Source organism: Cellulomonas sp. P5_C6, assembly GCF_054049635.1.
Genome location: NZ_JBFULZ010000010.1, coordinates 1 through 23,390 on the forward strand (window position 1 = coordinate 1; position 23,390 = coordinate 23,390).

Below are 23,390 nucleotides of genomic sequence, written 5' to 3' on the forward strand. Positions count from 1 at the left end.
CCGCACGCCCGGGCGGCCCACCCCCGTCGCGATCCGCAGGACGGACCGCAACGAATCGACCGCACAACGAACGGATCACGCTCGTGACCCTCACTGCCGAGGCTCCGACGACGGGCACCTCGATCGCCGCGTCTTCCGCCGCCGCCAAGAAGCGCCGGAAGCGGGCCGAGACCCGGGCCGGCTACGCCTTCCTGAGCCCCTGGCTGCTCGGGTTCGTCCTGCTCACCGCAGGCCCGATGCTCGCCTCCCTGTACCTGTCGTTCACGAACTACAACCTGTTCGCGCCGCCGCAGTGGATCGGGCTGGAGAACTTCAAGCGCCTGTTCCACGACCCGAACTACCTGCAGGCGTGGAAGGTCACGCTGACGTACGTGGTGTTCGGCACGCCGATCAAGCTGATCTCCGCCCTCGCCGTCGCGATGCTGCTGAACAACGCGCACCGCGGCAAGGGCTTCTACCGCTCGTCGTTCTACGCGCCGTCGCTGATCGGGGCCTCCGTCTCGATCGCCATCGTGTGGAAGGCGATGTTCATCGACAAGGGCATCGTCGACCAGATCCAGCAGTTCTTCGGCTTCTCGGAAGGCGGCTGGGTGGGTGACCCGGCCCGCACGATGCCGATGCTCATCCTGTTGACGGTCTGGCAGTTCGGGGCCCCGATGGTCATCTTCCTGGCCGGGCTCAAGCAGATCCCGAACGAGCTCTACGAGGCCGCGGCCGTCGACGGCGCCGGGCCCGTGCGCAAGTTCCGCCAGATCACGCTGCCGATGCTCTCGCCGGTGATCTTCTTCAACCTGCTGCTCGAGACGATCCACGCGTTCCAGATCTTCGCGTCCGCGTTCATCATCTCCAACGGCACCGGAGGCCCTGCGCGGTCGACATTGTTCTACACGCTGTACCTCTACTTCCGCGGCTTCCAGGACTTCCAGATGGGCTACGCCTCGGCGATGGCCTGGGTCCTCGTGATCGTCGTCGGCGCCATCACGGCCGTGTTCTTCCGTAGCTCCAAGTTCTGGGTCCACTACTCCGGGGAGGGGAAGTGATGAGCACCGTCAGCCCGGCCGCAGTCACGGCCGACAGCCTCGTCAGCGCGGAGGCCAGTGCGCGCCTGCGCCACTCCACCAAGCTGCGCAAGCGCGGCCGGTCGCTGGTCTTCCACATCTGCTCCATCGCCATCGTCATCGTCGTGCTCTACCCGGCGGTGTGGATGCTGGTGTCGGCGTTCAAGCCGAGCAGCCAGATCGTCGGCAACGTCAGCCTCATCCCCACCGACGCGACCCTCGCCAACTTCCAGAAGGCCATCGAGGGCATCGGCGGCGTCTCGTTCTGGAAGTTCTTCACCAACTCGCTGATCCTTGCGGTCGGCGCCGTGGTGGGCATCACGATCTCGTGCTCGGTCAGCGCCTACGCGTTCGCCCGCATCGAGTTCCCCGGCCGCAACGTGTTCTTCGCGCTCATGATCGGCACGCTGCTGCTGCCGTTCCACGTGGTGATCATCCCGCAGTACATCGTGTTCAACCGGCTCGGCCTGGTGGACACGTTCGTGCCGCTGCTGCTCGGCAAGTTCCTGGCCGCGGAGGCGTTCTTCGTCTTCCTCATGGTCCAGTTCATGCGGAACCTGCCGCGAGAGCTCGACGAGGCCGCGCGCATCGACGGCGCCGGGCACGTCCGGATCTTCCGCTCGATCATGCTGCCGCTGATGAAGCCGGCGCTGGTGACCAGCTCGATCTTCGCGTTCATCTGGTCCTGGAACGACTTCTTCGGCCCGCTGCTGTACCTCAAGCGGCCCGACCTGTACTCGCTCCCGATCGCCCTGCGGCTCTTCGTCGACCAGACCACGACCTCCGACTACGGCGCGCAGATGGCCATGGCCGTCCTCGCCCTCGTCCCGGTCATGCTCTTCTTCCTGGTCTTCCAGCGGTACCTCGTCGAGGGCGTCGCCACGCAGGGGCTCAAGGGCTGATGAGCGTTTCCGCGGGGCCCGGGGAACGTGTGAGGCTGGGCGCCATGAGCGCTCCGTCCCCGGGTCCCGACGACGACGACACCGTCGACGCTGCCGCCGCGCCGCCCCTCGAGCCGGCACCCGACGAGAAGCCGCTGCTCGGCGGCGGACGGTTCGGGCTGTTCAGCGAGGCGCTGCTGGTCGGGCTCGGCGTCTCCGTCCTGAGCCTGCCGATCGTCACGGCCGTCCCGGCGCTCGCCGCGGGGGTGTCGCACGTCCGCCGGCACCTCGACGGCCGGCCCGACACGGTCGCCGTCCTCTGGCAGGACTTCCGGGCCGCGTGCCGGGGCGTCTGGCTGGTGTCGATCGGCGTCCCGGTCCTGCTGTTCGTCTTCCTGTTCAACCTGCAGCTCGCCGGCTCGGGCGGTCTGCCCGGGGGCACCGGCGTCCGGATCGCGACCCTGTTCCTCGTCGCCGTCCTGCTGGTGGTCACCCTCCGGGCCGCCGCCGGCTGGTCGCCGGGTGCGTCGTGGGGGGCCGTGATGCAGGCCGCCGCGAAGAGGACCGGCGACGACCTCGTCGGCACCCTGCTGCTCGGCGTCGCGCTCGGCCTCTGCGCGGTGATGGTCTGGATGCTCGCGCCGCTCGCGGTCATCGTGCCCGGCCTGCTCTCGCTCGCCGTCGTGGCGGTCGAGCACCGGGCGGCCGTCAGGAGCTGAGCGCGGCGATCGACGACTCGGCCCACTCGGCCTGCGCGCGAGCCGTCGCCTCGCCCGCCGCGATGGTCAGCAGGAAGTAGGGCCGGTCGGGCGTCTGCGGCTCGGCCTCGACCTCGGCGCGGATCGCCGCCAGCGTCGCCAGGGCGGAGAGTGCCTCCGCGTGCGCGTCGCGCAGGAGGTCGATGCAGGCCTCCGGTCCCAGCGTGCTGCCGAAGAACAGCCGCAGCAACAGGCCGTTGCGCGGTGGTGTGCGGTCGATCGGCTCGGCGAGCAGCTCGCGCAGCCGCGTGCGGCCGGCAGGGGTGATCGCGAAGGGTCCGTCGTCCTTGCGCACCAGTCCGTCGGCCTCGAGCCGGGCCAGCGTCGGGTAGATCTGGCCGAAGCTCTCGCTCCAGAAGTGCCCGAGCGTGCTCGTGATCGCCGCTCGCACGGCATAGCCGGACATGGGCTCGACGGACAGCGCGCCGAGGACGGCGAGCTCGGTCTGGGGTCGTCGCGACATGCTGGTGACTATATCTGCCAGATATGCTTGGATCGCCTCATGACGAACGAGAGCACGCGGGCGGGTCGGCTGGCCGCCGGCCTCATGGTGACCACGGCTGCGTTCCAGGCCGCCCTCGCGCTCGGCGCCCCGTGGGGCGATGCGGCCTACGGCGGTGCGACGAGCGGGGTGCTGGCGTCGGAGCAGCGGATCTCCAGCGCGATCGCCGTCCCGGTCTACCTCGCGGTTGCGGCGGTCGCGGCCGGGCGGGTGGGGTCGCCCACCGTCCGGCGGCGCGTGCTCCAGGCGGCGTCGGTGGTCATGGCCGCGGGAGCGGTGCTCAACCTCGCGTCGCCGTCGCTGGTCGAGCGGCTGCTCTGGGTGCCTGTCACCGTCGTCGCGGCGGTGGCCCTGTGGCGGGCGGCGCCCGACCTGCCGACGCCGGCGGTCGCCTGACCGCGGGTCAGGGCAGCCCGGCGACGAACTTCTGCATCGCCTTCAGCGCCTGCTGGCCCTCCTCGGTCCCCACGTGGAACTGGAACTCGTGCCCGATCGGCGGCACGTGGTCGTCGTCGAAGAACAGGGTCTCGTACCGGACCCCCAGGGACTCGAGCCTGGCGACGAGCGAGCGGGAGTGGGGCAGCGCCGGGTCGGCGTTCCCGCAGGAGACGAACGTCGGCGGGAAGTCGGCGGTGAGGTGCTCGACCACGGAGATCCCGGCGAAGCGCGGGTCGTCCAGGAAGGCCGACGAGCCCGTGAACGAGCGCATCACCGAGTCGACGAACCACCGGTCCCGGCCCCGCAGGCCGCGCGCGAGCGACATGTCGAAGACCCCGCAGAACAGGACGGTGCCGAGGATCTGGTCGGCGGTGATGCGCGGGTGGGCGCGGATCGAGGCGGCGTACGCCGGGTCGACCACCATGCCGGTGACCTGGGACGCGATCTGTGCGCCGGCGGAGTCACCCGCCAGGACGAGGCGCTTCGGGTCGATGCCCAGCTCCTCGCCGTGCTCGGTGAGGTACGCGAGCGCGTCGAGCACCTGCAGGGCGGGGGTCGGGTAGGTCGCCCGCGGCGCGATCGAGTAGCCGATGCCCACCACGGTGCTGCCCTCGCCGGCGACGACCCGCAGGTAGTTGGCGATGAGGTCCTTGCTGCCCGACAGCCACGCGCCACCGTGCACCCAGACGATCGTGGGGAGCGTCCCGTCGGCGGCCGTCGACCGGTGCACGTCGAGGCGCGCGTCGCGGTCCCCGTCGCGGTACGGGATGTCGAGCTGCGAGGTGACGTGCGTCGGGACGAACGGCGCGGTCGCCGTGAAGCGGGCGGAACCGTGCCGGTCGAAGTTGCGCCGCAGCACGGCGGACGCCGGCTTGGGACTGAGACGGGCCGCGACGACGAACCCGACGATGCCCGCGGCGACCAGGCCCAGCAGCCAACCGATCGCGAGCCCGATGCGTCTCATCCGTCGATCGTGCCACCGCTCGGCAAGTCGGAGGGGCCGCCGGCCGCGGCGGTCAGTCCCGGGTCAGCGTGCCGGGGAAGGCGGTCCACGACTCGGGGGCGAGCGTGAGCACCGTCCGGCCTGTGCCCGCGGGCGGCCCGTCGACCTCCGACACGTGGCGCTCGGCCACGGCGGCGGCGTGCTCCGGACCCGCGACCGCGGGCTCGTGGTCGGCCGTGACCTGCACGCCGCGGCCCAGGGTCAGCGCTACGCCCGGGTGCGAGAGCTCGACCTCGAGCGGCTCCGGCGAGCGGTTGACCAGGAACACCGCCGCGTCGGAGCCGTCCAGCGTCGCCGCGGCCGTGACCACGGGGACGTCGCCGTGGGCGCTCGTCGGCATCGACGGGCCGGTGACCCGCAGGTCGAGCGCGGTGCCGCGGGCCAGGCGGGCGGTCGTCGCGAAGGGGTGGAACGTCGGCTGCCGCCAGGCCGGTCCGCCGGGCTCGGTCATGATCGGGGCGATGACGTTGACCAGCTGGGCCAGGCAGGCCACCGGCACCCGGTCGGCGTGGTTGAGCAGGGTCACCAGCAGGTCGCCGACGACCACCGCGTCGAGCGCCGAGTAGACGTCCTCGATGATCCGCGGGGCGTCGCGCTGGAGCGGGAGGCTCTTCTCGCCGACGAACCGCGACTGCAGGTACCAGACGTTCCACTCGTCGAACGAGATGGTCACCACCTTGTCGGACCGGCGGCGAGCAGCCACGGCGTCGGCGCTCGCGACCACCCGGCGGATGAACCGGTCCATCGAGGTGCCCGACCCGAGGAACGAGGCGCGGTCGCCGTCGAGCTCCTCGTAGTACGCGTGCATCGAGAGGTGGTCGACGACGTCCCACGTGTGGTCGAGCACCGTCTGCTCCCACGAGCCGAAGGTGTCCATCATCATCGACGACGACCCGCACACCACCAGCTCGATCGACGGGTCCACCAGCCGCATGGCCTTGCCGGCCTCGGCCGCGAGCTTGCCGTACTCGTCGGCGTCCTTGTGCCCGATCTGCCAGGGCCCGTCCATCTCGTTGCCGAGGCACCAGAGCGTCACCGCGTACGGCTTCTCCCGGCCGTTCGCGATCCGCAGGTCGGCCCATCGCGACCCCGCCTCGCCGTTGCAGTACTCCACCAGCGCCGCGGCCGCGGCAACCCCGCGGGTACCCAGGTTCACGGCCATCATCGGCTCGATGCCCTCGCGCTCGGCCCACTGCAGGAACTCGTCGGTGCCGACTGTGTTGGGCTCGATGGTCCGCCAGGCCAGGTCGATGAAGGGCTTGCGCTCCTCGACGGGCCCGACCCCGTCCTCCCACACGTAGTTGGAGACGAAGTTGCCGCCGGGGTAGCGGACGATGCTCACGCCCAGCTCGGCAGTCAGGTCCGCGACGTCGCGGCGGAACCCGTGCTCGTCGGCGGTCTCGTGGCCCGGCTCGTGGATGCCCGTGTAGACCGCGCGGCCCAGGTGCTCGACGAACGAGCCGAACACGCGGCGGTCGATCTCCCCGACGCGGAAGTCGGGGTGGAGCAGGACGGTGGCGCGCTGGGGCATCGGGACTCCTGGCGGTCGGGCGGCGGCGCCCTGGTGTCGGACGGTCGGTCGGTCGTGACGGGTGCTGGTCCGGTCCTCGCGTGAAGACTTTGTCGCGCCGAGCGGAACGAAGTCTGCACGCGAGCGTGCGGGTCGGGCTGACGTGCGGGTCGGGCCGACGGGTGGGTCGGTGGGGCGGGTAGCCGGTCGGGCTGGGTCGGGCTGGGCTGGGCCGGGCAGGTGTCCGACCCGTGATCGGTTGGGCGTGAGGCCTGTCGGGGACGGGCTCCACCGCTTAGGCTACAAGGTGACGGACAACGCTTTCCAAGTCCGCGCAACGAGGCGACGACACACACCGAGGACACCCGTGATCGACCAGAACCCGACCGCTCCCCGTCCCGCATCCAGCAGCAGCACGGCCGCCGGCGCCGGCGTGATCCCCGAGTTCGCCCCCGCGCCGGAGGGCCAGCAGCGGCGGTACGCCGTGGCCGGCACGGGCCACCGGGCCGGCATGTACATCGGCGCGATCACCGGCGAGCACGCCGACGTGGCGTCGCTGGTCGCGCTGCTCGACACGAACCCGGGCCGCATGGCGCACTACGAGGCGGTGGTCTCCGAGGCCCTCGGGCGGCCGGCGGAGCTCCCGACGTACGCGCCCGACGGCCTCGAGAAGATGATCGCCGAGCAGTCGGTCGACGTCGTCGTCGTCACCGCGCCCGACCACGCCCACGCCGAGCTGGTCGCGCGTGCCCTCGCCGCGGGGGCCGACGTCGTCGTCGAGAAGCCGCTGACGATCGACCGGCCGGGCTGCCGGCGCATCACGGGCGCGGTCGCCGAGACCGGTCGCGACGTCGTGATGACGTTCAACTACCGCTACGCCCCGCGGAACTCCTCGCTGCGCCAGGTCATCGCCTCGGGGGAGATCGGCGAGGTGACCAGCGTGCACTTCGAGTGGGCTCTCGACACGGTGCACGGCGCCGACTACTTCCGCCGCTGGCACCGCGACAAGAAGAACTCCGGCGGCCTGCTGGTGCACAAGTCGAGCCACCACTTCGACCTGGTCAACTGGTGGATCGGCGACGTGCCGGCCCGGGTCTACGCCCGCGGCGGCCTGAAGTTCTACGGCGACCGCAACGCGACCGACCGGGGCCTCGGCGCCCGACCGACCCGCGGCACCGGCGTCGTCGGCGACCCCTTCACGCTCGACCTCAACGACGACCCCCGCCTCAAGTCGCTCTACCTGGACGCCGAGCAGCACGACGGCTACCTCCGCGACCAGGACGTCTTCGGCCCGGGCATCACCATCGAGGACAACATGGCGCTGCTGGTCGACTACCGCCGGGGCGCCACCCTGACCTACTCGCTCAACGCCCACAGCCCCTGGGAGGGCTACCGCGTCACGGTCAACGGGACCGCGGGCCGCGCGGAGCTCGAGGTCATCGAGCGCGGCGCGATCGAGCTGGACGAGGACGGCAACGCGATCCTGGACCCGTCGGCCACCCCGACCGCGTCGTCGGACAGCCTGCGCCCCGAGGGGGAGCGGCTGCTGGTGCAGAAGCACTGGGAGCGGGCGACCGAGTTCGCGATCCCCGACGGCATCGGCGGGCACGGCGGCGGTGACGCGATCCTGCTGAAGGACGTGTTCCGACGCCACCTGCGGGTCTCCGACGACGAGCTCGGCCGTCCGGCGGGGTACCTCGACGGGCTGCGGGCCGTCGCGGTCGGCATCGCGGGCAACCAGTCGCTGGTCACGGGCCTGCCGGTGACCGTCGCGGACCTGGACCTCGGCGCGGACCTCGCCCGATGAGCGGCCTCCGCGCGGTCCACGACGTCGGCCGGGCCGTCGACGTCGAGCTCGGTGGCACCGCCCTCGCGCGCTACGTCTACGTGCCCACCGACGTCCAGCTGGAGAGCCCGCGCCCCTACCTGCACCCGGTCCGGACGCTGGGCGGCGACCTGGTCACCGCGTTCCGGCCACACGACCACGTCTGGCACAAGGGCATCGCGTGGTCGCTCCCCGTGGTGGGCGACCACAACTTCTGGGGCGGGCCGACCTACGTGCACGGCGAGGGCTACGTGCAGCTCGAGAACGACGGGTCGATGGACCACGTCGACCTGACGGCGCTGACCGTGTCGGCGGACCGCGTCGACCTCGCCCACACGCTCGCGTGGCACACGCAGGGCGGCGAGCACGTGATCGACGAGACGCGGACCGTCGGCTTCGTCGTCCCGGCGGGTCGCGACGACGCCTGGGTGCTGACCTTCGCGACGACCATGAGCAACGTGTCGGCCGCCGACCTGACCATCGGCTCGCCGACCACCCGCGGCCGGGAGAACGCCGGCTACGGCGGGCTGTTCTGGCGCGGCCCGCGGTCGTTCACCGGCGGCGCGCTGCTGGCCCCCGACTTCGCGGGCGGCGAGGAGATCCGCGGGACGCGCGGGCCGTGGATGGGGTTCGTCGGCCGGCACGACGAGAGCGGGGGCACCTCGACGGTCGTCATGGTCGACGGCACCGACAACCCGTCGCACCCGCCGCAGTGGTTCGCCCGCACCGAGCTGTTCGGCTGCCTCAACCCCGCGCCCTTCTTCTCGACCGAGGTGCCGTTCGGGCCCGGCGACTCGCTGACGTTCCGGTACGCGGTCGTCATCGCCGACGGCGCGTCGGACCCCTCGAGCGCGGCGGAGCTCGCCGCGCTCGGTGCCCAGGTGCTGGCTGCGTGAGCGCCGGCGGCGGGATGCTGGGGGCATGAGCGGACTCCCCGGCGGTGTGTCGATCAGCCATCTGCGGGTCTACGACTGGCTCGCACCCGACGGGGTCGGCCGGGCCGGCAGCGGGTCACCGCACCTGCACGTCGTCTCGTCGGAGGCCTACGTCGTCCTCGGCGGTTCCGGGTCGGTGCGCACGCTGAGCGTGGCGGGCGCCGAGGTCCATCCGCTGCGGCCCGGGTCGGTCGTCTCGTTCGGCCCCGGCGTGGTGCACCGCGCCGTGAACGACGGCGACCTCGAGGTGCTCGTCCTCATGTCGAACGCGGGCCTGCCCGAGGCCGGAGACGCGGTGCTCACGTTCCCCGCGGCGGTGCTGGCCGACCCGGCCGCGTACCGCGAGGCCGCCACGCTCCCGGACGGCGCCCCCGACGACGAGCTCGCGGCCGCCGCCCGTCGCCGCCGCGACCTCGCGCTCGAGGGGTACGCCGAGCTGCGCGCCGCCGTCGACCGGGTCGGTGCCGCCGAGGCCCTCAAGCCGTTGCACGAGGCCGCCGCCCGGATCGTCCGGCCGCTGGTGCCGCACTGGCAGGACGTGTGGACGCGGAACGTCTACGCGGAGACGGACGTCACCGCGAAGGCGCTCGAGGGGCTCGTCCGCGGTGTCGCGCCGTTCCTGGCCCGGGGGACTGCGACCGCCGTCGAGCCGGACCCGGCGCCGCGGCGGTACGGGATGTGCGGGCGTCTGCAGACCTGGCCGGTGGGCCCGTGACGCGGCGCGCGCCTGCGTAGTAGACGATGGGGGCAGTGCCGGTCGACGACGGAGGTTCGATGGTTTCCGACAGCTCGCTCACCTTCGTCGGCCGATTCCTGCGCAGCAAGGGCCCGGCCGAGCTGCTGTACGGGGCGCTCGTGTCGGCCGTCGTGCTCGCGACGACCAGCGCCAGCTTCGAGAGCGGCGACACCGTCCTCATCGCGACGGCGCTGGTCTCGGTGACGTACTGGTTGGCGCACGTCTACGCGGACGCGGTCGGTGGCCGGTTCGACGACATCGAGCACTCGTCCACGCACCGCCTGCGCCACGCGCTGCGGAACAACACCGGCGTCCTGCTGGGCAGCCTCCCCGTGCTGGTGGTGTTCTTCGTCGGGCGGCTGCTCGGCATGACGGTCGCGAACGCCGCCTTCCTCTCCCTGTGGTTCACCGTCGCGATGCTCGCGGCCGTCGCGGCCCTCGCGGCTCACCGGGCCGGCGTGCGGGGCGGCAAGCTCGTCGCGGAGACCGTCATGGCCGGCGCGTTCGGCCTGCTCGTCATCGCCCTCAAGCTGATCCTCAGCCACTGACCTACTTCGCCTGGTCGTAGGTGTCCACGACGGCGACGTCGAGCGCGAACTCCACGGGGGTGTCCCCGAACAGCAGCCGCCCGGCCTCGATCGCCGACGACCGCACGGCGGCGGCGACCTCGTCGGCGACTGCCGCGGGCGAGTGGACCATGACCTCGTCGTGCAGGAAGAACACCAGGTGCGGCCGGCCCTCCAGCTCCAGGAGCCGGCGCCGCAGGGACGCCATCCAGCACAGGGCCCACTCGGCGGCCGTCCCCTGCACGATGAAGTTGCGCGTGAACCGCCCCCAGTCGCGGCCGCGCCGACGGGCGGCGCGGACGTCGTCGGCACCGGCGCCCTCCGCCGAGGCGGCGGCGAGCTCCGACTGCCAGTCCGCGTTCGGGCGCGGGGAGGTGCGGCCGAGCCAGGTGGCGACGACGTCGCCGCGCTCGCCGGCCCGGGCGCCGGCCTCGACCAGGGCGACGGCGCGCGGATAGGCACGGGTCAGGCGGGGCATGAGGACGGCCGAGGGGCCCGTGGTCGCGCCGTAGATGGCGCCGAGCATCGCGTACTTGGCCTCGGACCGGGTCTCGACGATGCCCGCGTCGACGACGCCCTGGTAGAGGTCCGCCTGGCGCCCGGCCGCGGCCATGGCGCCGTCGCCGGACATCGCGGCGAGGACCCGGGGCTCCAGCTGCGCGGCGTCGGCGACGACCAGCTTCCAGCCGGGATCGGCTCGGACGGCCGAGCGGATGCTCGCGGGCAGCTGCAGGGCCCCGCCGCCGCTGGTGGCCCACCGGCCGGTCACCACCCCGCCGGGCACGTAGTCGGGGCGGAACCGGCCGTCGTGCACCCACGCGTCCATCCACGCCCAGCCGTTGGCGCTGAGCAGGCGCGACAGCTTCTTGTACGCGAGCAGCGGCTCGCGCACCGGGTGCTCCAGCTCCTTGATCTCCCACGTGCGCGTGGACTCGACGTCGCACCCGGCCGACCGCAGGCCGCGCAGCAGGTCGGGCTGCGAGTCGAGGTTGAGCGACGGCTGCCCGAGCGCCGCTCGGACCTCGTCGGCGAGCGCCTCGAGCTTGGCGGGGCGCCCGCTGCGCGGACGCGGACCCAGCAGGTCGGTCAGCAGCGCGTCGTGGGCCTCGACGCTCCACGGCATGCCGTCGTGCTGCATCTCCGCCGCGATGAGCGCGCCCGTCGACTCGGCGGCGAGGAGAAGGCGCAGGCGGCCGGGCTCGTCGGCGCCGGCCACCGCCGCGAGCTGGCGTCGCAGCTCGTCCAGGGCGTCGTCGGGGGCCTCTGCGCGCGGCTCGTCGAACAGGCTGACCTCGACGGGGGCCGACGTGCGTGGACCGTCCCACGGGCTGGCGCCGGCCTGCGCCAGCACGGACGACTGCGAGTAGATGCTGCGCCGCAGGATCGCGTGGCAGAGCCGCAGGTCGTGGCACCGCTCGACCCGCACGCCGGCGGCCAGCAGGGGCGGGTAGCGGCGGGACGTGTCGTCCCACACCCACCGCGGCCGGTCCGCCTCGCGCTCCCGGACCGCCGCCGCCAGGTCGCCGACCGCGACGTCCTTCGACGCCTCGTGCGCTCCGTCGTCGGACAGCGACTGCAGCGTGACGACGTCGGGGCGCGACGGGTCGTCGACGAGCAGCAGCAAGGACACGGCTCATTGTCGCCGCCGGGTCCGACAGGACCGATCAGGACGCGGCGCCGACCACGTGCCGTACCGTCTCGGGCTGGTCGAGCACCCGGAGCATCAGGTGGGCGACGTCCGCGCGCGAGATGGACCAGCCGCCGCGGATGTTCCGGTCGAGCGCGGTCCGGTACTCGCCGGTCAGGGGCTTGTCGGTCAGCTTCGGCGGGCGCGCGATGGTCCAGTCGAGCCCGCTGGCCCGCACCACGTCCTCCATCGCGGCGAGGTCCGCGTAGTGGTCCTTGAACAGCACCTTCGGGATGCGGCTGACCAGGTGGCGCATGAAGAACCCGTCGCCGTCGTCGTGCTTCGGCGGGTGCGGGACCTCAGGGGAGGGCACGGTCCCGATGGGTGCCGCGCTGACCACGACGAGTCGCGTCGAGCCCGTCGCCCGCATGGCGTCGACGATCGCGCGGGTCCCGCGGGTCGCGATGCCCTCGTCGGACTTGGTGCGCGCGCCGAGCCCGGACAGGACCGCGTCGGCGCCGGCGACGGCGCTCTGCAGGGCCGCCGTGTCCGTCGACAGGTCCACGGTGACCACGCGCGCCGTCGTGCTCGGCAGCCGGCTCGGGTCGCGGACCACCGCGGTGACGTCGTGCCCGGCGGCGGTGGCCTGCTCGAGGATCTGACGTCCGATGCCGCCGGTCGCGGCGATGATCGTGAGCTTCATGGGTGTGCTCCAGGTGCGGGTGTACGGTCTCATCAGAGATCGAGAAGATATGAGGACCGTAACATATGACTCCCGAAGTGTCTGCTGACGACCGCCGGCGCAAGCGTCGGCTCACCGTGACCGTCCGCGAGTCCATGCGCGAGCTGAGCATCCAGCTGGACCTGCTCAACCACCAGGTCAGCCAGCGCCTCGACATGCGCGACGTCGACCTCGACTGCCTCGACCTCATCGGCCGCCACGGACCCCTCGGCGCCTCGGCCCTCGCGCGCCTCGCCGGACTGCACCCCGCGACCATGACCGGGGTGCTCGACCGGTTGGAGAAGGGCGGCTGGATCGTCCGCGAGCGCTCCCCCGAGGACCGGCGCGCCATCGTCGTGCGCGCCGCGAAGGAGCGCGGGGCGGAGATCTACGAGCTGTACTCCGGGATGAACGGGTCGATGGAGGAGCTGCTCGACGGCTACTCGGAGCCCGAGCTCGCCGTGATCGCGGACTTCCTGACCCGGGCGCGGGAGGCGGGATCGATCGCTGCGGGGGAGCTCGCTCGGGACTGAGGCGTCAGACGTCCCCGCCCGGCTCGTTCGCGAGCTGCGTCAGGTACGCGTCGACGTCGTCGCCGGTGAGCGTCCCGATCCGGTCCTCGGCCGTCTCCAGCCCCCGGTTGCTCGCGGCCTCGATCTCGACGCAGTACGGGATGTCGTCGTAGCAGAGCGTGAGGAACGGGGCGTCGAAGTTCTTGGTCGCCGGCGTGCTGCCGGAGAACGTGGGCCCGAGGGCGTCACCGGTCGGCCACCGCTCGGGGTAGTACTCGGTGAAGCCGTTGTAGTCGGCGATGTCCCGCCAGATCGCGGGTCCGTCGTCGATCGTGGAGAACCGGGCGATGAACACGTCGACCTTGAGGTCGGGCCAGGTGCAGTACCAGGACTCCTTGGCCTCGGGGAAGTAGTCGTCGCCGCGCATCCGGTCGCAGTCCGAGGCGACGACCTGGTTCGGGTCGAACGCCCACATCGCGCCGGTCTGGCCCTCGAGCGGGAGGCACGGGTCGGTCGCGATGCCGTTCCAGCAGGAGGCCTGCGGGGCCGTCGGCCGGGGGAGGGCCAGGACGATCGTCACCGTGCTCGCCGCGAGGAACAGGGTGCCGACGACCGCCATCACGATGATCCACGCGGTGCGCGGGGGTGCGGGCTCGGTCGTCACAGGGCTATATCGGCTCGGGACCCGACCGCCTCAAGCCCCGCCGCCGTGACGCGGCACTCACCGCCGCGAGCTCCGCATCGCCGCCGTCACGCTGACGGGTGACCCGTCGGGGGCGACGCCGCCGGCCAGGGCGGCGTACTCCGCGGACCCGACCGCGTACACGGCCAGGCGCCCGTCGGCGTCGGCGTGGATGCCCCAGCCGTACCGCTTGCCGAGGTCGCTTGACCGCAGGCAGGCGTGGGACGTGGAGTAGAACGCTGCCCACTCGTCGGCCGAGAGCTCGTCGACGTCGTGGCGCTGCGCCCACACGCGGAAGATGACGTCGGACGACCGCAGCGCGTACGGCGACGAGGCGATCAGCGMGAAGGTCGACGCGGCGATGGTGGTGCCGACGGGCTCCACGCCGGCGACCGCCGAGGTGTCCGGCGCGACCGCGATGAAGGTCGAGGTGTAGTCGACGCGTTCCATCCCGCCGACGCTAGCGGGAGCCACCGACAGTCAGGCCTTCACGAGCGCGTCCTTGAGCTTGACCCGGCCGCCGCTGCGCAGGATCGCGTTGGAGTAGATCCGGCCGGCCAACCACACCAGCACCGGGATCAGGGCGAGCGACAGCCCGAGCGCGAGGGCGACCTCCCACGGCTCCACCTCGCCCAGCGCGATCCGCATCGGCATGAGCAGGGGCGCGCAGAACGGGATGTACGACAGCCACACGACCAGCGGGTTCGTCGGGTCCCACGGCGCGATGCTCACGCCGATGATGTACGGGATCATCATCAGCGTCATCACCGGCGCGGTCACCGACCCCACGTCCTCCTGGCGCGACACCAGCGCCGCGAGGGCGCCGAGCGCCAGCGCGTACATCGTGAAGCCGATGACGAACCAGATCACCACCCAGAGCGCGGTCACGCCGAGGTTGATCGAGCTGGTGTCGGCGAGCCCCAGCGCGACGGCCGTGCCGGCACCGGCGCCGACGACGAGCACCACCTGCGACAGGCCGATGACCCCGATGCCCAGCACCTTGCCGGCCATGAGCTGCCACGGTCGGACCGTCGCCAGCAGGAGCTCGACCACGCGGCTCGACTTCTCCTCGACCACGCCCTGCGCCACCAGCTGCCCGGCGGTCATCAGCGAGATGAACAGCAGGATGCCGGCGACGAACCCGGCGGCGATCTGCGCGCCGTCCCGGGCCGGCTCGGGCTCCAGCGCCGTGACGGCGGGCGACGCCTGCGCGATCTCGCGGCCGACCTCGCCGGGGTCGCCGCCCAGCGAGGTGACCGCCGACGCCAGCGCCTCCTGCTGCGCCAGCGACGCGAACACCGGAGCCAGCGAGTCGGAGAGCTTGGTGTGCACGACGACGGTCAGCGGGTCCGTCGACGTGATCAGCGCATCGATGGTCCCGTCCTTGAGCAGCGCCTCGCCGCTCGCCTGGTCGGCGACCTCCTGCGTCTCGATCGTCGGGCCGGTGACCTTGCCCGTGGCGACCACCTGGTCGGCGACGTCCGCGGCCTCCGACGTCACGCCGACGTGCTGCGTGGTGTCCTGCTTGCCGACGAAGCTGAGCAGAACGCCGCCCAGCACCACGGCCGCGACCAGCGCGATCGTGGTCCAGACGAACGCCTTGGACCGGATGCGGGTGCTGATCTCGCGGCCCGCGATGAGCCGCACGGCCGCGCCGGACGACAGCTCGACGACGGTCGGTCGGGCGGCGTTCATGCGGACACCGCCTCCGTCTCGACGGTCTCGGCCGCGTCGGTGTCGGTCGCCACCACGTGCCGGTACAGCTCGGTCAGCGACGGCCGCAGCGGGCTGAACTCGCGCACCGCGCCGGCGTCCAGCGCCGCCCGCAGGATGTGCTGGTCGGCGTCGTCGGCAGCGTGGCCCTGCACCTCGACCACCGACCGCGGCCCGTCCGTCGAGACCAGGCGGGCCGACGGGACCGCGGGCACCCACGACGCGGCCGGTGGTCCGTCGACGACCCAGCGCCGGTGATCGGTCCGCCGCAGCTCCTCGATCCCGCCGAACGCCACCATCGACCCGCTCTTGATGATGCCGACCCGGTCGCACAGGGACTCGACCAGCTCGAGCTGGTGCGAGGAGAACAGCACCGGCACGCCGGCCGCCGCCTGGTCCCGCAGCACGCCGCTCATCACGTCGACCGCGACGGGGTCGAGGCCGGAGAACGGCTCGTCCAGCACCAGGATGTCGGGGAAGTGGATCAGCGCCGCCGCCAGCTGCACGCGCTGCTGGTTGCCCAGCGACAGCTTGAGGATCTCGTCGCCGCGGCGCTCCGCGATGCCCAGCACCTCGGTCCAGTGCTCCATCGCCGCCTTGGCCGACGCCGTGTCCAGCCCGTGCAGCCTCGCGAGGTAGACCAGCTGGTCGCTCACCTTCATCCGCGGATAGAGGCCGCGCTCCTCGGGCATGTACCCGATGCGCTGCCGCACGGCCAGGTCCACCGGCTCGCCGTCCCAGCGCACCTCGCCTGAGTCTGCCTCCAGCACGCCGAGCACGATCCGCATCGTCGTCGACTTGCCCGCCCCGTTCGAGCCGACGAAGCCGACGATCTCGCCCGCGCGCACCTCCATCGAGAGGTCGCGCAGCGCGCGGATGTCGCCGTAGGTCTTGTTGAGGGACTCCATCGTCAGTGCGCCCATGCGGTCGATCCAAACATGCCCGACCCGCCCGGATCGACCCCATAGCAAGATGCAGTCATGCGATCTCGGGCGGTCTGGGGTGTCGGGTTGGTCCTGGTGCTGGCGGCCTGCTCGGGCGGCCCGGCGTCGGCGCCCACCGCGTCCCCGACCCGGGCGCCGACTCCGACGCCGACCGCGTCGCCCGACCCGTTGGCCGGCTGGACCCTCGAGCAGAAGATCGGTCAGATCGTCATGGTCGGTGTCGATCTCGCGGCTCCGCAGCAGGCGAGCATCGACTCGGTGACCGATGCGCACGTCGGCAACGTGTTCCTGCAGAACCGCTCGTCGGGGGGCACGCAGCCGGTCCTCGACCTGGTCCACGAGCTCACGGACCAGGTGTCCGACGAGACGACCCACGGCACCCCACTGTTCGTCGGCGTCGACCAGGAGGGCGGCCAGGTCCAGACGCTCACGGGTCCCGGGTTCAGCACGATGCCGGCCGCGCTGACGCAGGGGTCCATGTCGGCGGCCGACCTGCAGGTCGCGGCGACAGGATGGGGCCAGGAGCTGGCCGCCGCGGGCGTGACGGTCAACCTCGCGCCCGTCGCCGACATCCCGACCGAGCAGGGGGCCGCGTCCAACGCCCCGATCGGTCACTACCAGCGCGAGTTCGGGTACGACCTGTCCACCGTCACCACGCACGCCGACGCCTTCGCCGCGGGGATGTCCGCGGGGGGAGTCGACACCGCCGTGAAGCACTTCCCCGGCCTGGGTCGCGTCACCGGCGACACCGACACGACGGCGAACGTCACCGACGACGTCACGAGCCCGTCGTCGGACCAGGTCGCGTCGTTCCAGCACGCCGTCGACCGCGGGACGCCGTTCGTCATGGTGTCGACGGCGATCTACGCGCTCATCGACCCGACCGCGCCCGCCGCCTTCTCGGCGCCCGTGGTCACCGACCTGCTGCGCGGCACCCTGGGCTTCGACGGCGTCGTCATCACCGACGACGTCTCCGCCGCGGACCAGGTCGCCGCCTGGACCCCGGGCGATCGGGCGGTCGACGCCATCGAGGCCGGCTGCGACATCGTCCTGGCCTCGAAGGACCCGACCGTCCTCCCGGCGATGATCACGGCTCTCACACAGAAGGCGCAGGCGGACGACGAGTTCGCGGCGAAGGTCGACGCCGCCGTACTGCGCGTGCTGGCGGCGAAGCGCCAGGGGTGATCACCGACGGGGTGCCGTGGCACACGACGTTCCAGGGGCGGTCAGCCCTCGCGCACCACCGCGACCGCGCCCGGCGGCACGACGAGCGTCCCGCCCGCCACCGGCTCGTCGCGCAGCAGCTCGTGCCCGGCCGCCCCGACCTTGACCTCGTCGTCGGTGTGGTTGAGGACGAACACCCAGGACCGCCCGTCGTCGGCGTGGCGGCGCACGACCTCGACCCCGTCGGGGGCGTCGCCGGCGGTCAGGCCCGCCTCCGCGATCAGCGCGTCCGTCACGCTCTGCAGCCCGTCGGCGTCGAGCCGCGTCGCCAGGTACCAGGCGGCTCCCGCACCGACCGACCGACGCGTGAGGGCCGGCCAGCCCGCCAGGTCGCCGTCGGCGAACGTCCGGACCGCTGAGGCGTCCGGCCCGACGTGGATCTGCTCGGACCAGACGTCCGCCGACGAGCCGTCGTCGAGCGTGAGCACCTCGCCGTCCTGCAGCGCCCAGAACTCCTCGGACCGGACGCCCAGCAGCTCCCGGAACGCGCCCGGGTAGCCGCCGAGGCGGATGTGGTCGTGCTCGTCGGCGATCCCGGAGAAGTACGTGACCAGCACGGACGCGCCGTCGGCGGCGGCCTGCGCGATGTTCGCCGCGTCGCCGTCGGTGACCAGGTAGAGCGCCGGGACGACGACCAGCTCGTAGCGCGACAGGTCCGCCGACGGCCGCACGATGTCGACGGTGATGTTCCGCTTCCACAGCGCCCGGTAGTGCGCGAGGACCCGGTCGGGGTAGGTGACCGCGGCCGACGGGTGGCTGTCCAGCTCGGTGCCCCACCAGGCCGGGTAGTCGAAGACGATGGCGGCCTGCGCGCGGACCTTGCTCGAGGCCACCTCGCCCAGGGCCTTCAACGACGCCCCCAGCGCCACCGTGTTCCGCCACACCGCGGTGTCCGTCCCCGCGTGCGGCAGCATCGCCGAGTGGAACTTCTCCGCCCCCGCGGCGGACTGCCGCCACTGGAAGAACATCACGGCGTCGGCGCCACGGGCGACGTGCGCCAGCGAGTGCCGGACCATCTCGCCCGGCCGCTTGGTGCGGTTGCGCGGCTGCCAGTTCACCGCGCTGGTCGAGTGCTCCATCAGCATCCACGGCTCGCCGCCGGCCACCCCGCGCGTCAGGTCCGCGCTGAACGCGAGCTCGATGTGCGCCTCGGGGTCGTGGGCTCGCGTGTAGTGGTCGTTGGCGATCACGTCGAGGTCGTCGGCCCAGGAGAAGTAGTCCATCCACTTGGTGCCGGTGCTGAGCATGAGGTTGGTCGTCGTCGGGATGTGCGGGGTGACCTCCCGCAGCACGTCGCGCAGCGCGCGGTAGTGCACCAGCAGCTCGTCCGAGCTGTAGCGCGCGAAGTCCAGCTGCTGCGTCGGGTTCGGGTACGTCGGGGCGCTGCGCGGGGGCAGCACCTCCGCGAAGTCGTCGTACCGCTGCGACCAGAACGCCGTGCCCCAGGCCGCGTTGAGCGCGTCGACCGTGCCGTACCGGTCCTCCAACCAGCGCCGGAACGCGGCCGCCGAGTCGTCGGAGTAGTCGTGCGGCACGTGGCAGCCGAGCTCGTTGTCGACGTGCCAGAGCGCGAGCGCGGGGTGCTGCCCGTACCGCTCGGCCATGGTCCGCGTCATCCGGAGCGCGTACTCACGGAACAGCGGCGCCGACACCCGGTAGGCCTGCCGACCGCCGGGGTGCAGCACCGTGCCGTCGGCCAGGACGGGAAGCAGCTCGGGGTGCTTGCGCGTCAGCCACGGAGGCGGGCTGGCCGTCGCCGTGGCCAGCGTGACCTTGATCCCTGCGGCGGCGAGCCGGTCGAGGACGTCGTCCAGCCAGCCGAAGTCGTACTCGCCCTCCCGGGGCTCCAGCTGCGCCCAGCTGAAGATCCCGACGCTCACCAGGGTCACTCCGGCCTGCTGCATCAGCTCGACGTCCTCGATGCGGGTGGCCAGGGGCCACTGCTCGGGGTTGTAGTCGCCGCCGTACTCGATCATCGGGTCCTCGTCGCTCGTCGTAGGTCCAGCTCAACAGGTTCGTCGGGGTCGCACACGAGGTGGCCGTCGACCACGCGCGCCACCGCGACGCGCACCACCGCAGGTCGGGTCGCACGCTCCTCGCCGGCAGCCGTCTCGCCGAAGGGTGACACGTCGTGCGTGAAGTAGAAGATCCAGGCCTCGTCCCGGGTCGCGACGACGTCCGCGTGGTGGCCCGGCGCCTGCGTGAGGATCCGCCCGTCCGCGGTCCACCGGTCCAGGTCGTCCGACCGGTACACCGCCTGCCCGCGCCACTCGTCGACGATCAGCCAGTGCCAGCCGCCGAGCGTGAACACGTTCGGCCCCTCGTGCGCGCGACCCTCGATCACCGGCCGCGACGGACCCCACGACTCCAGGTCCGGCGAGTCCGCGCACCACGTGGTCGACCCCGCGGCCTCGTCCTTGAACCACATCCGGTAGCCGCTCCCGGTGGGCGCCACGCAGGCGTCGATGACGTAGTCCGAGCTCAGCGGCACGATGCCGCGGTACTCCCAGTGCTCCAGGTCGTCGGACACGTGGTGCAGGACGTGCCGCTCGTGCCCCGGCCACCGGTCCGGGACGCCCGTGATGTAGCTGACGAACATGTGGAACCGGCCCTCCGCGAACACCACCTCCGGCGCCCAGAGCGTGTTCCGTCCCGGGTGCGGGTCGAGGTTCTCGACGATCCCGCGGTGCGTCCACGTCAGGCCGCCGTCGTCGCTCGTCGCCCGGACGATGTCGGTCCCGTGCACCCAGCTGACCCCGGGGCCGTCGTCGTCGACCCGCCGCCGCGTCGCGAACAGCCACCAGACGCCGTCGGGCCCCTCGATCAGCGTGGGATCCGTGGGCGCTCCGAGGGGGTCGGTGAACAACGGGTCGGGTGCCACGCCGGGGGTGTTCGTCGCCTGTCCCGACGACGTTGCGTCCGCAGATTCGGTCGTCGGGACGCTCAAACGTGCGGACGTTGCGGCGTTCGAGGTCGTTGCGTCCGCGGATTCGGTCGTCCGGGCGCTCGAACGTGCGGACGTTGCGGGCTTGCGGAGAGTTGCGTCAGCACTCGTGCGGGTAGGAACCCCATCGAGTGCGGACGTCCCGCCGGAGGTGGGGGTTTCGGACGTTGTCGGGGTGGTCATGAGGGGCGGAGGTCTTCGATGCCGTGCAGGAAGCCGTTGCGCAGCTCGCTGCCCGGCGCGAGGTCCGCCTTGGTGACCGGCCGCCCCAGCGACGCCGACGCGTAGATCGCGGTGACCAGCTCGAGCGAGCGGTGCGGGTCCGACGCCACCGGCGGCAGCGGCTCGCCCGAGCGCAGCGCCTCGTAGACCGCGCGGAGCAGGGGCGTGTGGCCGGAGGGCTCGTCGTCCGCGGGCAGGGTCCAGCTCGACGGGGCCGGGGACGCCTCGCCGCCGGTGCGGTCGGGTGCCGGCGTGAGCCGCCAGGAGCGGGCGTCGTGACCGTAGAGGTGCTCGACCTCGACGGTGCCGAGCGTGGTGTCGACCCGCACGTAGCTGGTCTGGCGCGGGGCGAGGGCGGTGGTCAGCACCGACACGATGGCGTTGTTGGCGAACCGGATCACCGCCGTCGACGTGTCCTCGGTCTCCAGGTCCCGGTCGAGCCGGAAGGCGCGGGCGTCGACCTCGGCCCACTCGCCGAGCAGGAAGCCGAGCAGGTCGAGCTGGTGGATGCCGAGCCCGAGCAGGGGTCCGCCGCCCTCCGTCGCCCACTTCCCGCGCCACGGAACGGCGTAGTAGTCCTCCTGCTTGCGGTACCAGAGCGTGTGGCAGACGCCGACGAGCGGCCGGCCCAGCGTCCCGTCCGCGAGCAGCCGCTGCACGTGGCCGACGGCGGTCCCGGTCCGCTGCTGGAACACCACCGCGTACTCCCGGCCGACCTCGCGAGCGACCTCGAGCACCGCGTCCAGGTCCGCGAGCGACAGCACAGGCGGCTTCTCGCAGACCACGTGCGCGCCGGCGCGCAGGGCGGTGATCGCCTGGTCCTTGTGCAGGCCGGGCGGGGTGCAGAGGTGCACCACGTCGACCGTCTCGTGCTCCAGCAGCTGCTCGAGGCTGTCGTACCGGCCGGGGACGCCGAACTGGTCGGCGAACGCGTCCCGGACGGCCGGGCTCGGGTCCGCGACCGCGACGACCTCCGCGCCCGGGTCCGCCCCGAGGACCCCGGCGTGGGCGTGGGCGATGGCCCCGGTCCCGACGAGGGCGACCCTCAGCCGGCCCTCCGACAACTCCGTCACGTCCGCTCCCTTGCGCTTGCGTGCAGTGCTCGTCGGCAACGGTAAGCGCTTGCCTGCCGATCCGTCCATGCCAGACGCCGATGCCGACGACCTGCGGCCGCCGAACTCGGTGCTTCGAGCCGAGCTCGGTGGCTACAACCACCGAGCTTGACGACAACCACCGAGCTCGGCGACGACCACCGAACTCGCGGACGTCGGCGCGAACCCGGACTCGATGGGCGGGCGGTGCGCGAGATCGTGAGTTTGCGACGAGAGCGTGAGTTGCAACTGCCGATCTMGTCGCAAACTCACGAATTCGCGCGTCCGGCGCGGCGCCGTCCGCCCCCGGGCGGACGGCGGGAGCCTCGGGTCCGGCGAACGGGCGAGCGCGCGCGGCGGGGCCGGCTCGGCGTCAGGCGGTCGGGTCCGAGGAGCCTCGGACCACCAGCTCCGGCTGGAACTGGACGCGCTGGTGCTGGAACGCGGCGCCCTCGGAGCGCTGGCGCAGGAGGAGGTCCGCGGCGGTCCAGCCGAGCTGGTGGGTCGGCTGGCGGACGGACGTGAGCGGCACGGTGAGCATCGACGCGAAGACGACGTCGTCGTACCCGACCACCGCCATCTCGCCGGGGATCGCGACGCCGTGGGCCCGCAGCGCGCGCAGGGCGCCGAGGGCGGTGAGGTCGTTGACGCAGAACACGGCGGTCGGGCGCGCGCCGTCGAGGCCGAACAGCTCGTCRATGCCCGCCTCGCCGCCGTCGGCGTTGAGCGACCCGATGGTGATCTCGACCAGGGCCTCGGCGGGGTCGAGGCCGGCGGAGGTGAGCGCGTCGAGCACGCCGGCGCGCCGGTCCTGGCACTGCTTGATGGTCAGCGGCCCGTTGATGAACGCGATGTGCGTGTGGCCCAGCCCGATGAGGTGCTCGACGGCGAGGGCTCCGCCKCGGACGTCGTCGACGGCCACGGACGAGACGTCGTCGAGCGGCGAGGTGGTGTCGAGCAGCACGACGTCGATGCCGCGGTCGCGCAGGGCCAGCACGCTGTCGAGCGAGCCGGCCGACGGGGTGACCAGGACGCCCTGCACGCCGTGCTCCTCGAACAGCCGCAGGTAGCGGGCCTCGCGCTCGGGGTCCTCGTCGGAGGACGACAGCATCAGGGTGTACTCGTCGACGGCCAGGCGGTCCTCGACGCCGCGGGCGACCTCGGTGAAGAACGGGTTGGCGATGTCCAGGACGATCGCGCCGACGGTCTGGATGGTCCCCGCGCGCAGCTGGCGGGCCGAGGCGTTGCGGACGAACTGGAGCTCCTCGATGGCGACCAGGACGCGGTCGCGCGTGGAGTCGCTGACCTGGTCGGGGCGGTTGAGCACGTTGGAGACCGTGCCCACGGACACGCCGGCGCGCTTGGCGACGTCCGTGATGGACGGGCGGCGGTCAGCGCGTCCCCGTGTCGTCGTCGACATCGACCGTCGTCCTCTCGTCGATCGTCAGGCGTGCGTGCGGGCGCGAGAGCGGCCGCGCGTGCGCCCGATGCTAGTTGT

23 protein-coding genes are annotated in these 23,390 nt (G+C 72.4%); 10 read left to right on the forward strand and 13 right to left on the reverse strand.

All coding sequences use genetic code 11. The features are described from left to right. The first annotated feature begins 122 nt into the window (after nucleotides 1-122). The 3 genes from ACXJKG_RS02210 to ACXJKG_RS02220 are packed head-to-tail and all read left to right on the forward strand — an operon-like array spanning nucleotide 123 to nucleotide 2,658. Nucleotides 123-1,040, forward strand: coding sequence for a carbohydrate ABC transporter permease (locus ACXJKG_RS02210; RefSeq protein ID WP_456844159.1), 918 nt, complete (start codon nucleotides 123-125; stop codon nucleotides 1,038-1,040). Further along, a complete protein-coding gene (locus ACXJKG_RS02215; RefSeq protein WP_456844123.1) occupies nucleotides 1,040-1,960 on the forward strand; it encodes a carbohydrate ABC transporter permease in 921 nt (306 codons plus the stop codon). The genes ACXJKG_RS02210 and ACXJKG_RS02215 overlap by 1 nt, the downstream gene beginning before the upstream one ends. Before the next feature lie 44 nt (nucleotides 1,961-2,004). Then, nucleotides 2,005-2,658 carry a hypothetical protein gene (locus ACXJKG_RS02220; RefSeq protein WP_456844124.1) on the forward strand — a complete coding sequence of 218 codons (654 nt, stop codon included), beginning with the start codon at nucleotides 2,005-2,007 and terminating at the stop codon, nucleotides 2,656-2,658. Here the strand turns inward: ACXJKG_RS02220 and ACXJKG_RS02225 are convergent. Continuing rightward, on the reverse strand, nucleotides 2,648-3,160 hold the full coding sequence (locus ACXJKG_RS02225) for a PadR family transcriptional regulator (RefSeq protein ID WP_456844125.1): 513 nt from the start codon (nucleotides 3,158-3,160) through the stop codon (nucleotides 2,648-2,650). The two genes, ACXJKG_RS02220 and ACXJKG_RS02225, sit on opposite strands and share 11 nt — an antisense overlap. 39 nt (nucleotides 3,161-3,199) lie before the next feature. Between ACXJKG_RS02225 and ACXJKG_RS02230 the strand changes: the two genes are divergently transcribed. After that, nucleotides 3,200-3,595: a hypothetical protein gene (locus ACXJKG_RS02230; protein WP_456844126.1), complete on the forward strand. Its 396-nt coding sequence runs from the start codon at nucleotides 3,200-3,202 to the stop codon at nucleotides 3,593-3,595. A gap of 7 nt (nucleotides 3,596-3,602) precedes the next feature. Here ACXJKG_RS02230 and ACXJKG_RS02235 read toward each other — a convergent pair whose 3' ends face one another. Beyond that, on the reverse strand, nucleotides 3,603-4,601 hold the full coding sequence (locus ACXJKG_RS02235) for an alpha/beta hydrolase (protein WP_456844127.1): 999 nt from the start codon (nucleotides 4,599-4,601) through the stop codon (nucleotides 3,603-3,605). Nucleotides 4,602-4,653: 52 nt separating this feature from the next. Further along, nucleotides 4,654-6,171 carry an arabinosylfuranosidase ArfA gene (gene arfA / locus ACXJKG_RS02240; protein WP_456844128.1) on the reverse strand — a complete coding sequence of 506 codons (1,518 nt, stop codon included), beginning with the start codon at nucleotides 6,169-6,171 and terminating at the stop codon, nucleotides 4,654-4,656. A gap of 346 nt (nucleotides 6,172-6,517) precedes the next feature. On the opposite strand from arfA, the gene ACXJKG_RS02245 reads away from it, so the two are divergent. The 4 genes from ACXJKG_RS02245 to ACXJKG_RS02260 are packed head-to-tail and all read left to right on the forward strand — an operon-like array spanning nucleotide 6,518 to nucleotide 10,194. Continuing rightward, nucleotides 6,518-7,957, forward strand: coding sequence for a Gfo/Idh/MocA family protein (locus ACXJKG_RS02245; RefSeq protein ID WP_456844129.1), 1,440 nt, complete (start codon nucleotides 6,518-6,520; stop codon nucleotides 7,955-7,957). Beyond that, complete coding sequence (locus ACXJKG_RS02250) at nucleotides 7,954-8,871, forward strand: DUF6807 domain-containing protein (protein WP_456844130.1); 918 nt, start codon at nucleotides 7,954-7,956, stop codon at nucleotides 8,869-8,871. The genes ACXJKG_RS02245 and ACXJKG_RS02250 overlap by 4 nt, the downstream gene beginning before the upstream one ends. Nucleotides 8,872-8,896: 25 nt before the next feature. After that, nucleotides 8,897-9,625 (forward strand): cupin domain-containing protein, encoded by a 729-nt coding sequence (locus ACXJKG_RS02255; RefSeq protein ID WP_456844131.1) that lies wholly within the window; start codon nucleotides 8,897-8,899, stop codon nucleotides 9,623-9,625. Nucleotides 9,626-9,684: 59 nt separating this feature from the next. Further along, complete coding sequence (locus ACXJKG_RS02260) at nucleotides 9,685-10,194, forward strand: hypothetical protein (RefSeq protein WP_456844132.1); 510 nt, start codon at nucleotides 9,685-9,687, stop codon at nucleotides 10,192-10,194. Nucleotide 10,195: 1 nt separating this feature from the next. Here ACXJKG_RS02260 and ACXJKG_RS02265 read toward each other — a convergent pair whose 3' ends face one another. After that, nucleotides 10,196-11,842 (reverse strand): bifunctional 3'-5' exonuclease/DNA polymerase, encoded by a 1,647-nt coding sequence (locus tag ACXJKG_RS02265; protein WP_456844133.1) that lies wholly within the window; start codon nucleotides 11,840-11,842, stop codon nucleotides 10,196-10,198. Nucleotides 11,843-11,876: 34 nt separating this feature from the next. After that, nucleotides 11,877-12,542: an NAD(P)-dependent oxidoreductase gene (locus tag ACXJKG_RS02270; protein ID WP_456844134.1), complete on the reverse strand. Its 666-nt coding sequence runs from the start codon at nucleotides 12,540-12,542 to the stop codon at nucleotides 11,877-11,879. A 77-nt stretch (nucleotides 12,543-12,619) separates the two neighbouring features. Between ACXJKG_RS02270 and ACXJKG_RS02275 the strand changes: the two genes are divergently transcribed. Next, a complete protein-coding gene (locus ACXJKG_RS02275; protein WP_456844135.1) occupies nucleotides 12,620-13,093 on the forward strand; it encodes a MarR family transcriptional regulator in 474 nt (157 codons plus the stop codon). 4 nt (nucleotides 13,094-13,097) lie between these two features. On the opposite strand, the gene ACXJKG_RS02280 is transcribed toward ACXJKG_RS02275, so the two are convergent. From ACXJKG_RS02280 to ACXJKG_RS02295, 4 genes are read right to left on the reverse strand one after another with little or no spacing between them, the layout of a single operon-like run. Beyond that, on the reverse strand, nucleotides 13,098-13,736 hold the full coding sequence (locus tag ACXJKG_RS02280) for a hypothetical protein (protein ID WP_456844136.1): 639 nt from the start codon (nucleotides 13,734-13,736) through the stop codon (nucleotides 13,098-13,100). Between the two features lie 57 nt (nucleotides 13,737-13,793). Next, on the reverse strand, nucleotides 13,794-14,204 hold the full coding sequence (locus tag ACXJKG_RS02285; RefSeq protein WP_456844137.1) for a DUF6157 family protein: 411 nt from the start codon (nucleotides 14,202-14,204) through the stop codon (nucleotides 13,794-13,796). A gap of 30 nt (nucleotides 14,205-14,234) precedes the next feature. Then, nucleotides 14,235-15,449: an ABC transporter permease gene (locus tag ACXJKG_RS02290; protein WP_456844138.1), complete on the reverse strand. Its 1,215-nt coding sequence runs from the start codon at nucleotides 15,447-15,449 to the stop codon at nucleotides 14,235-14,237. Further along, the gene (locus ACXJKG_RS02295; RefSeq protein WP_456844139.1) at nucleotides 15,446-16,390 is read right to left on the reverse strand and encodes an ABC transporter ATP-binding protein; all 945 of its coding nucleotides are present in this window, start codon (nucleotides 16,388-16,390) and stop codon (nucleotides 15,446-15,448) included. Before ACXJKG_RS02295 ends, ACXJKG_RS02290 begins: the two co-directional genes overlap by 4 nt. 57 nt (nucleotides 16,391-16,447) lie before the next feature. Here ACXJKG_RS02295 and ACXJKG_RS02300 point away from each other — a divergent pair, with 57 nt between their 5' ends. After that, complete coding sequence (locus ACXJKG_RS02300; RefSeq protein ID WP_456844140.1) at nucleotides 16,448-17,596, forward strand: glycoside hydrolase family 3 N-terminal domain-containing protein; 1,149 nt, start codon at nucleotides 16,448-16,450, stop codon at nucleotides 17,594-17,596. A 41-nt stretch (nucleotides 17,597-17,637) separates the two neighbouring features. Here the strand turns inward: ACXJKG_RS02300 and ACXJKG_RS02305 are convergent, their stop codons facing one another. The 4 genes from ACXJKG_RS02305 to ACXJKG_RS02320 form a co-directional block, all read right to left on the reverse strand. Next, nucleotides 17,638-19,611: a beta-galactosidase gene (locus tag ACXJKG_RS02305; protein WP_456844141.1), complete on the reverse strand. Its 1,974-nt coding sequence runs from the start codon at nucleotides 19,609-19,611 to the stop codon at nucleotides 17,638-17,640. Beyond that, the gene (locus tag ACXJKG_RS02310) at nucleotides 19,608-20,516 is read right to left on the reverse strand and encodes a family 43 glycosylhydrolase (protein ID WP_456844142.1); all 909 of its coding nucleotides are present in this window, start codon (nucleotides 20,514-20,516) and stop codon (nucleotides 19,608-19,610) included. Before ACXJKG_RS02310 ends, ACXJKG_RS02305 begins: the two co-directional genes overlap by 4 nt. Nucleotides 20,517-20,758: 242 nt before the next feature. After that, a complete protein-coding gene (locus ACXJKG_RS02315; protein ID WP_456844143.1) occupies nucleotides 20,759-21,874 on the reverse strand; it encodes a Gfo/Idh/MocA family protein in 1,116 nt (371 codons plus the stop codon). A gap of 391 nt (nucleotides 21,875-22,265) precedes the next feature. Further along, nucleotides 22,266-23,312 carry a LacI family DNA-binding transcriptional regulator gene (locus ACXJKG_RS02320; protein ID WP_456844144.1) on the reverse strand — a complete coding sequence of 349 codons (1,047 nt, stop codon included), beginning with the start codon at nucleotides 23,310-23,312 and terminating at the stop codon, nucleotides 22,266-22,268. Between the last annotated feature and the right edge of the window lie 78 nt (nucleotides 23,313-23,390).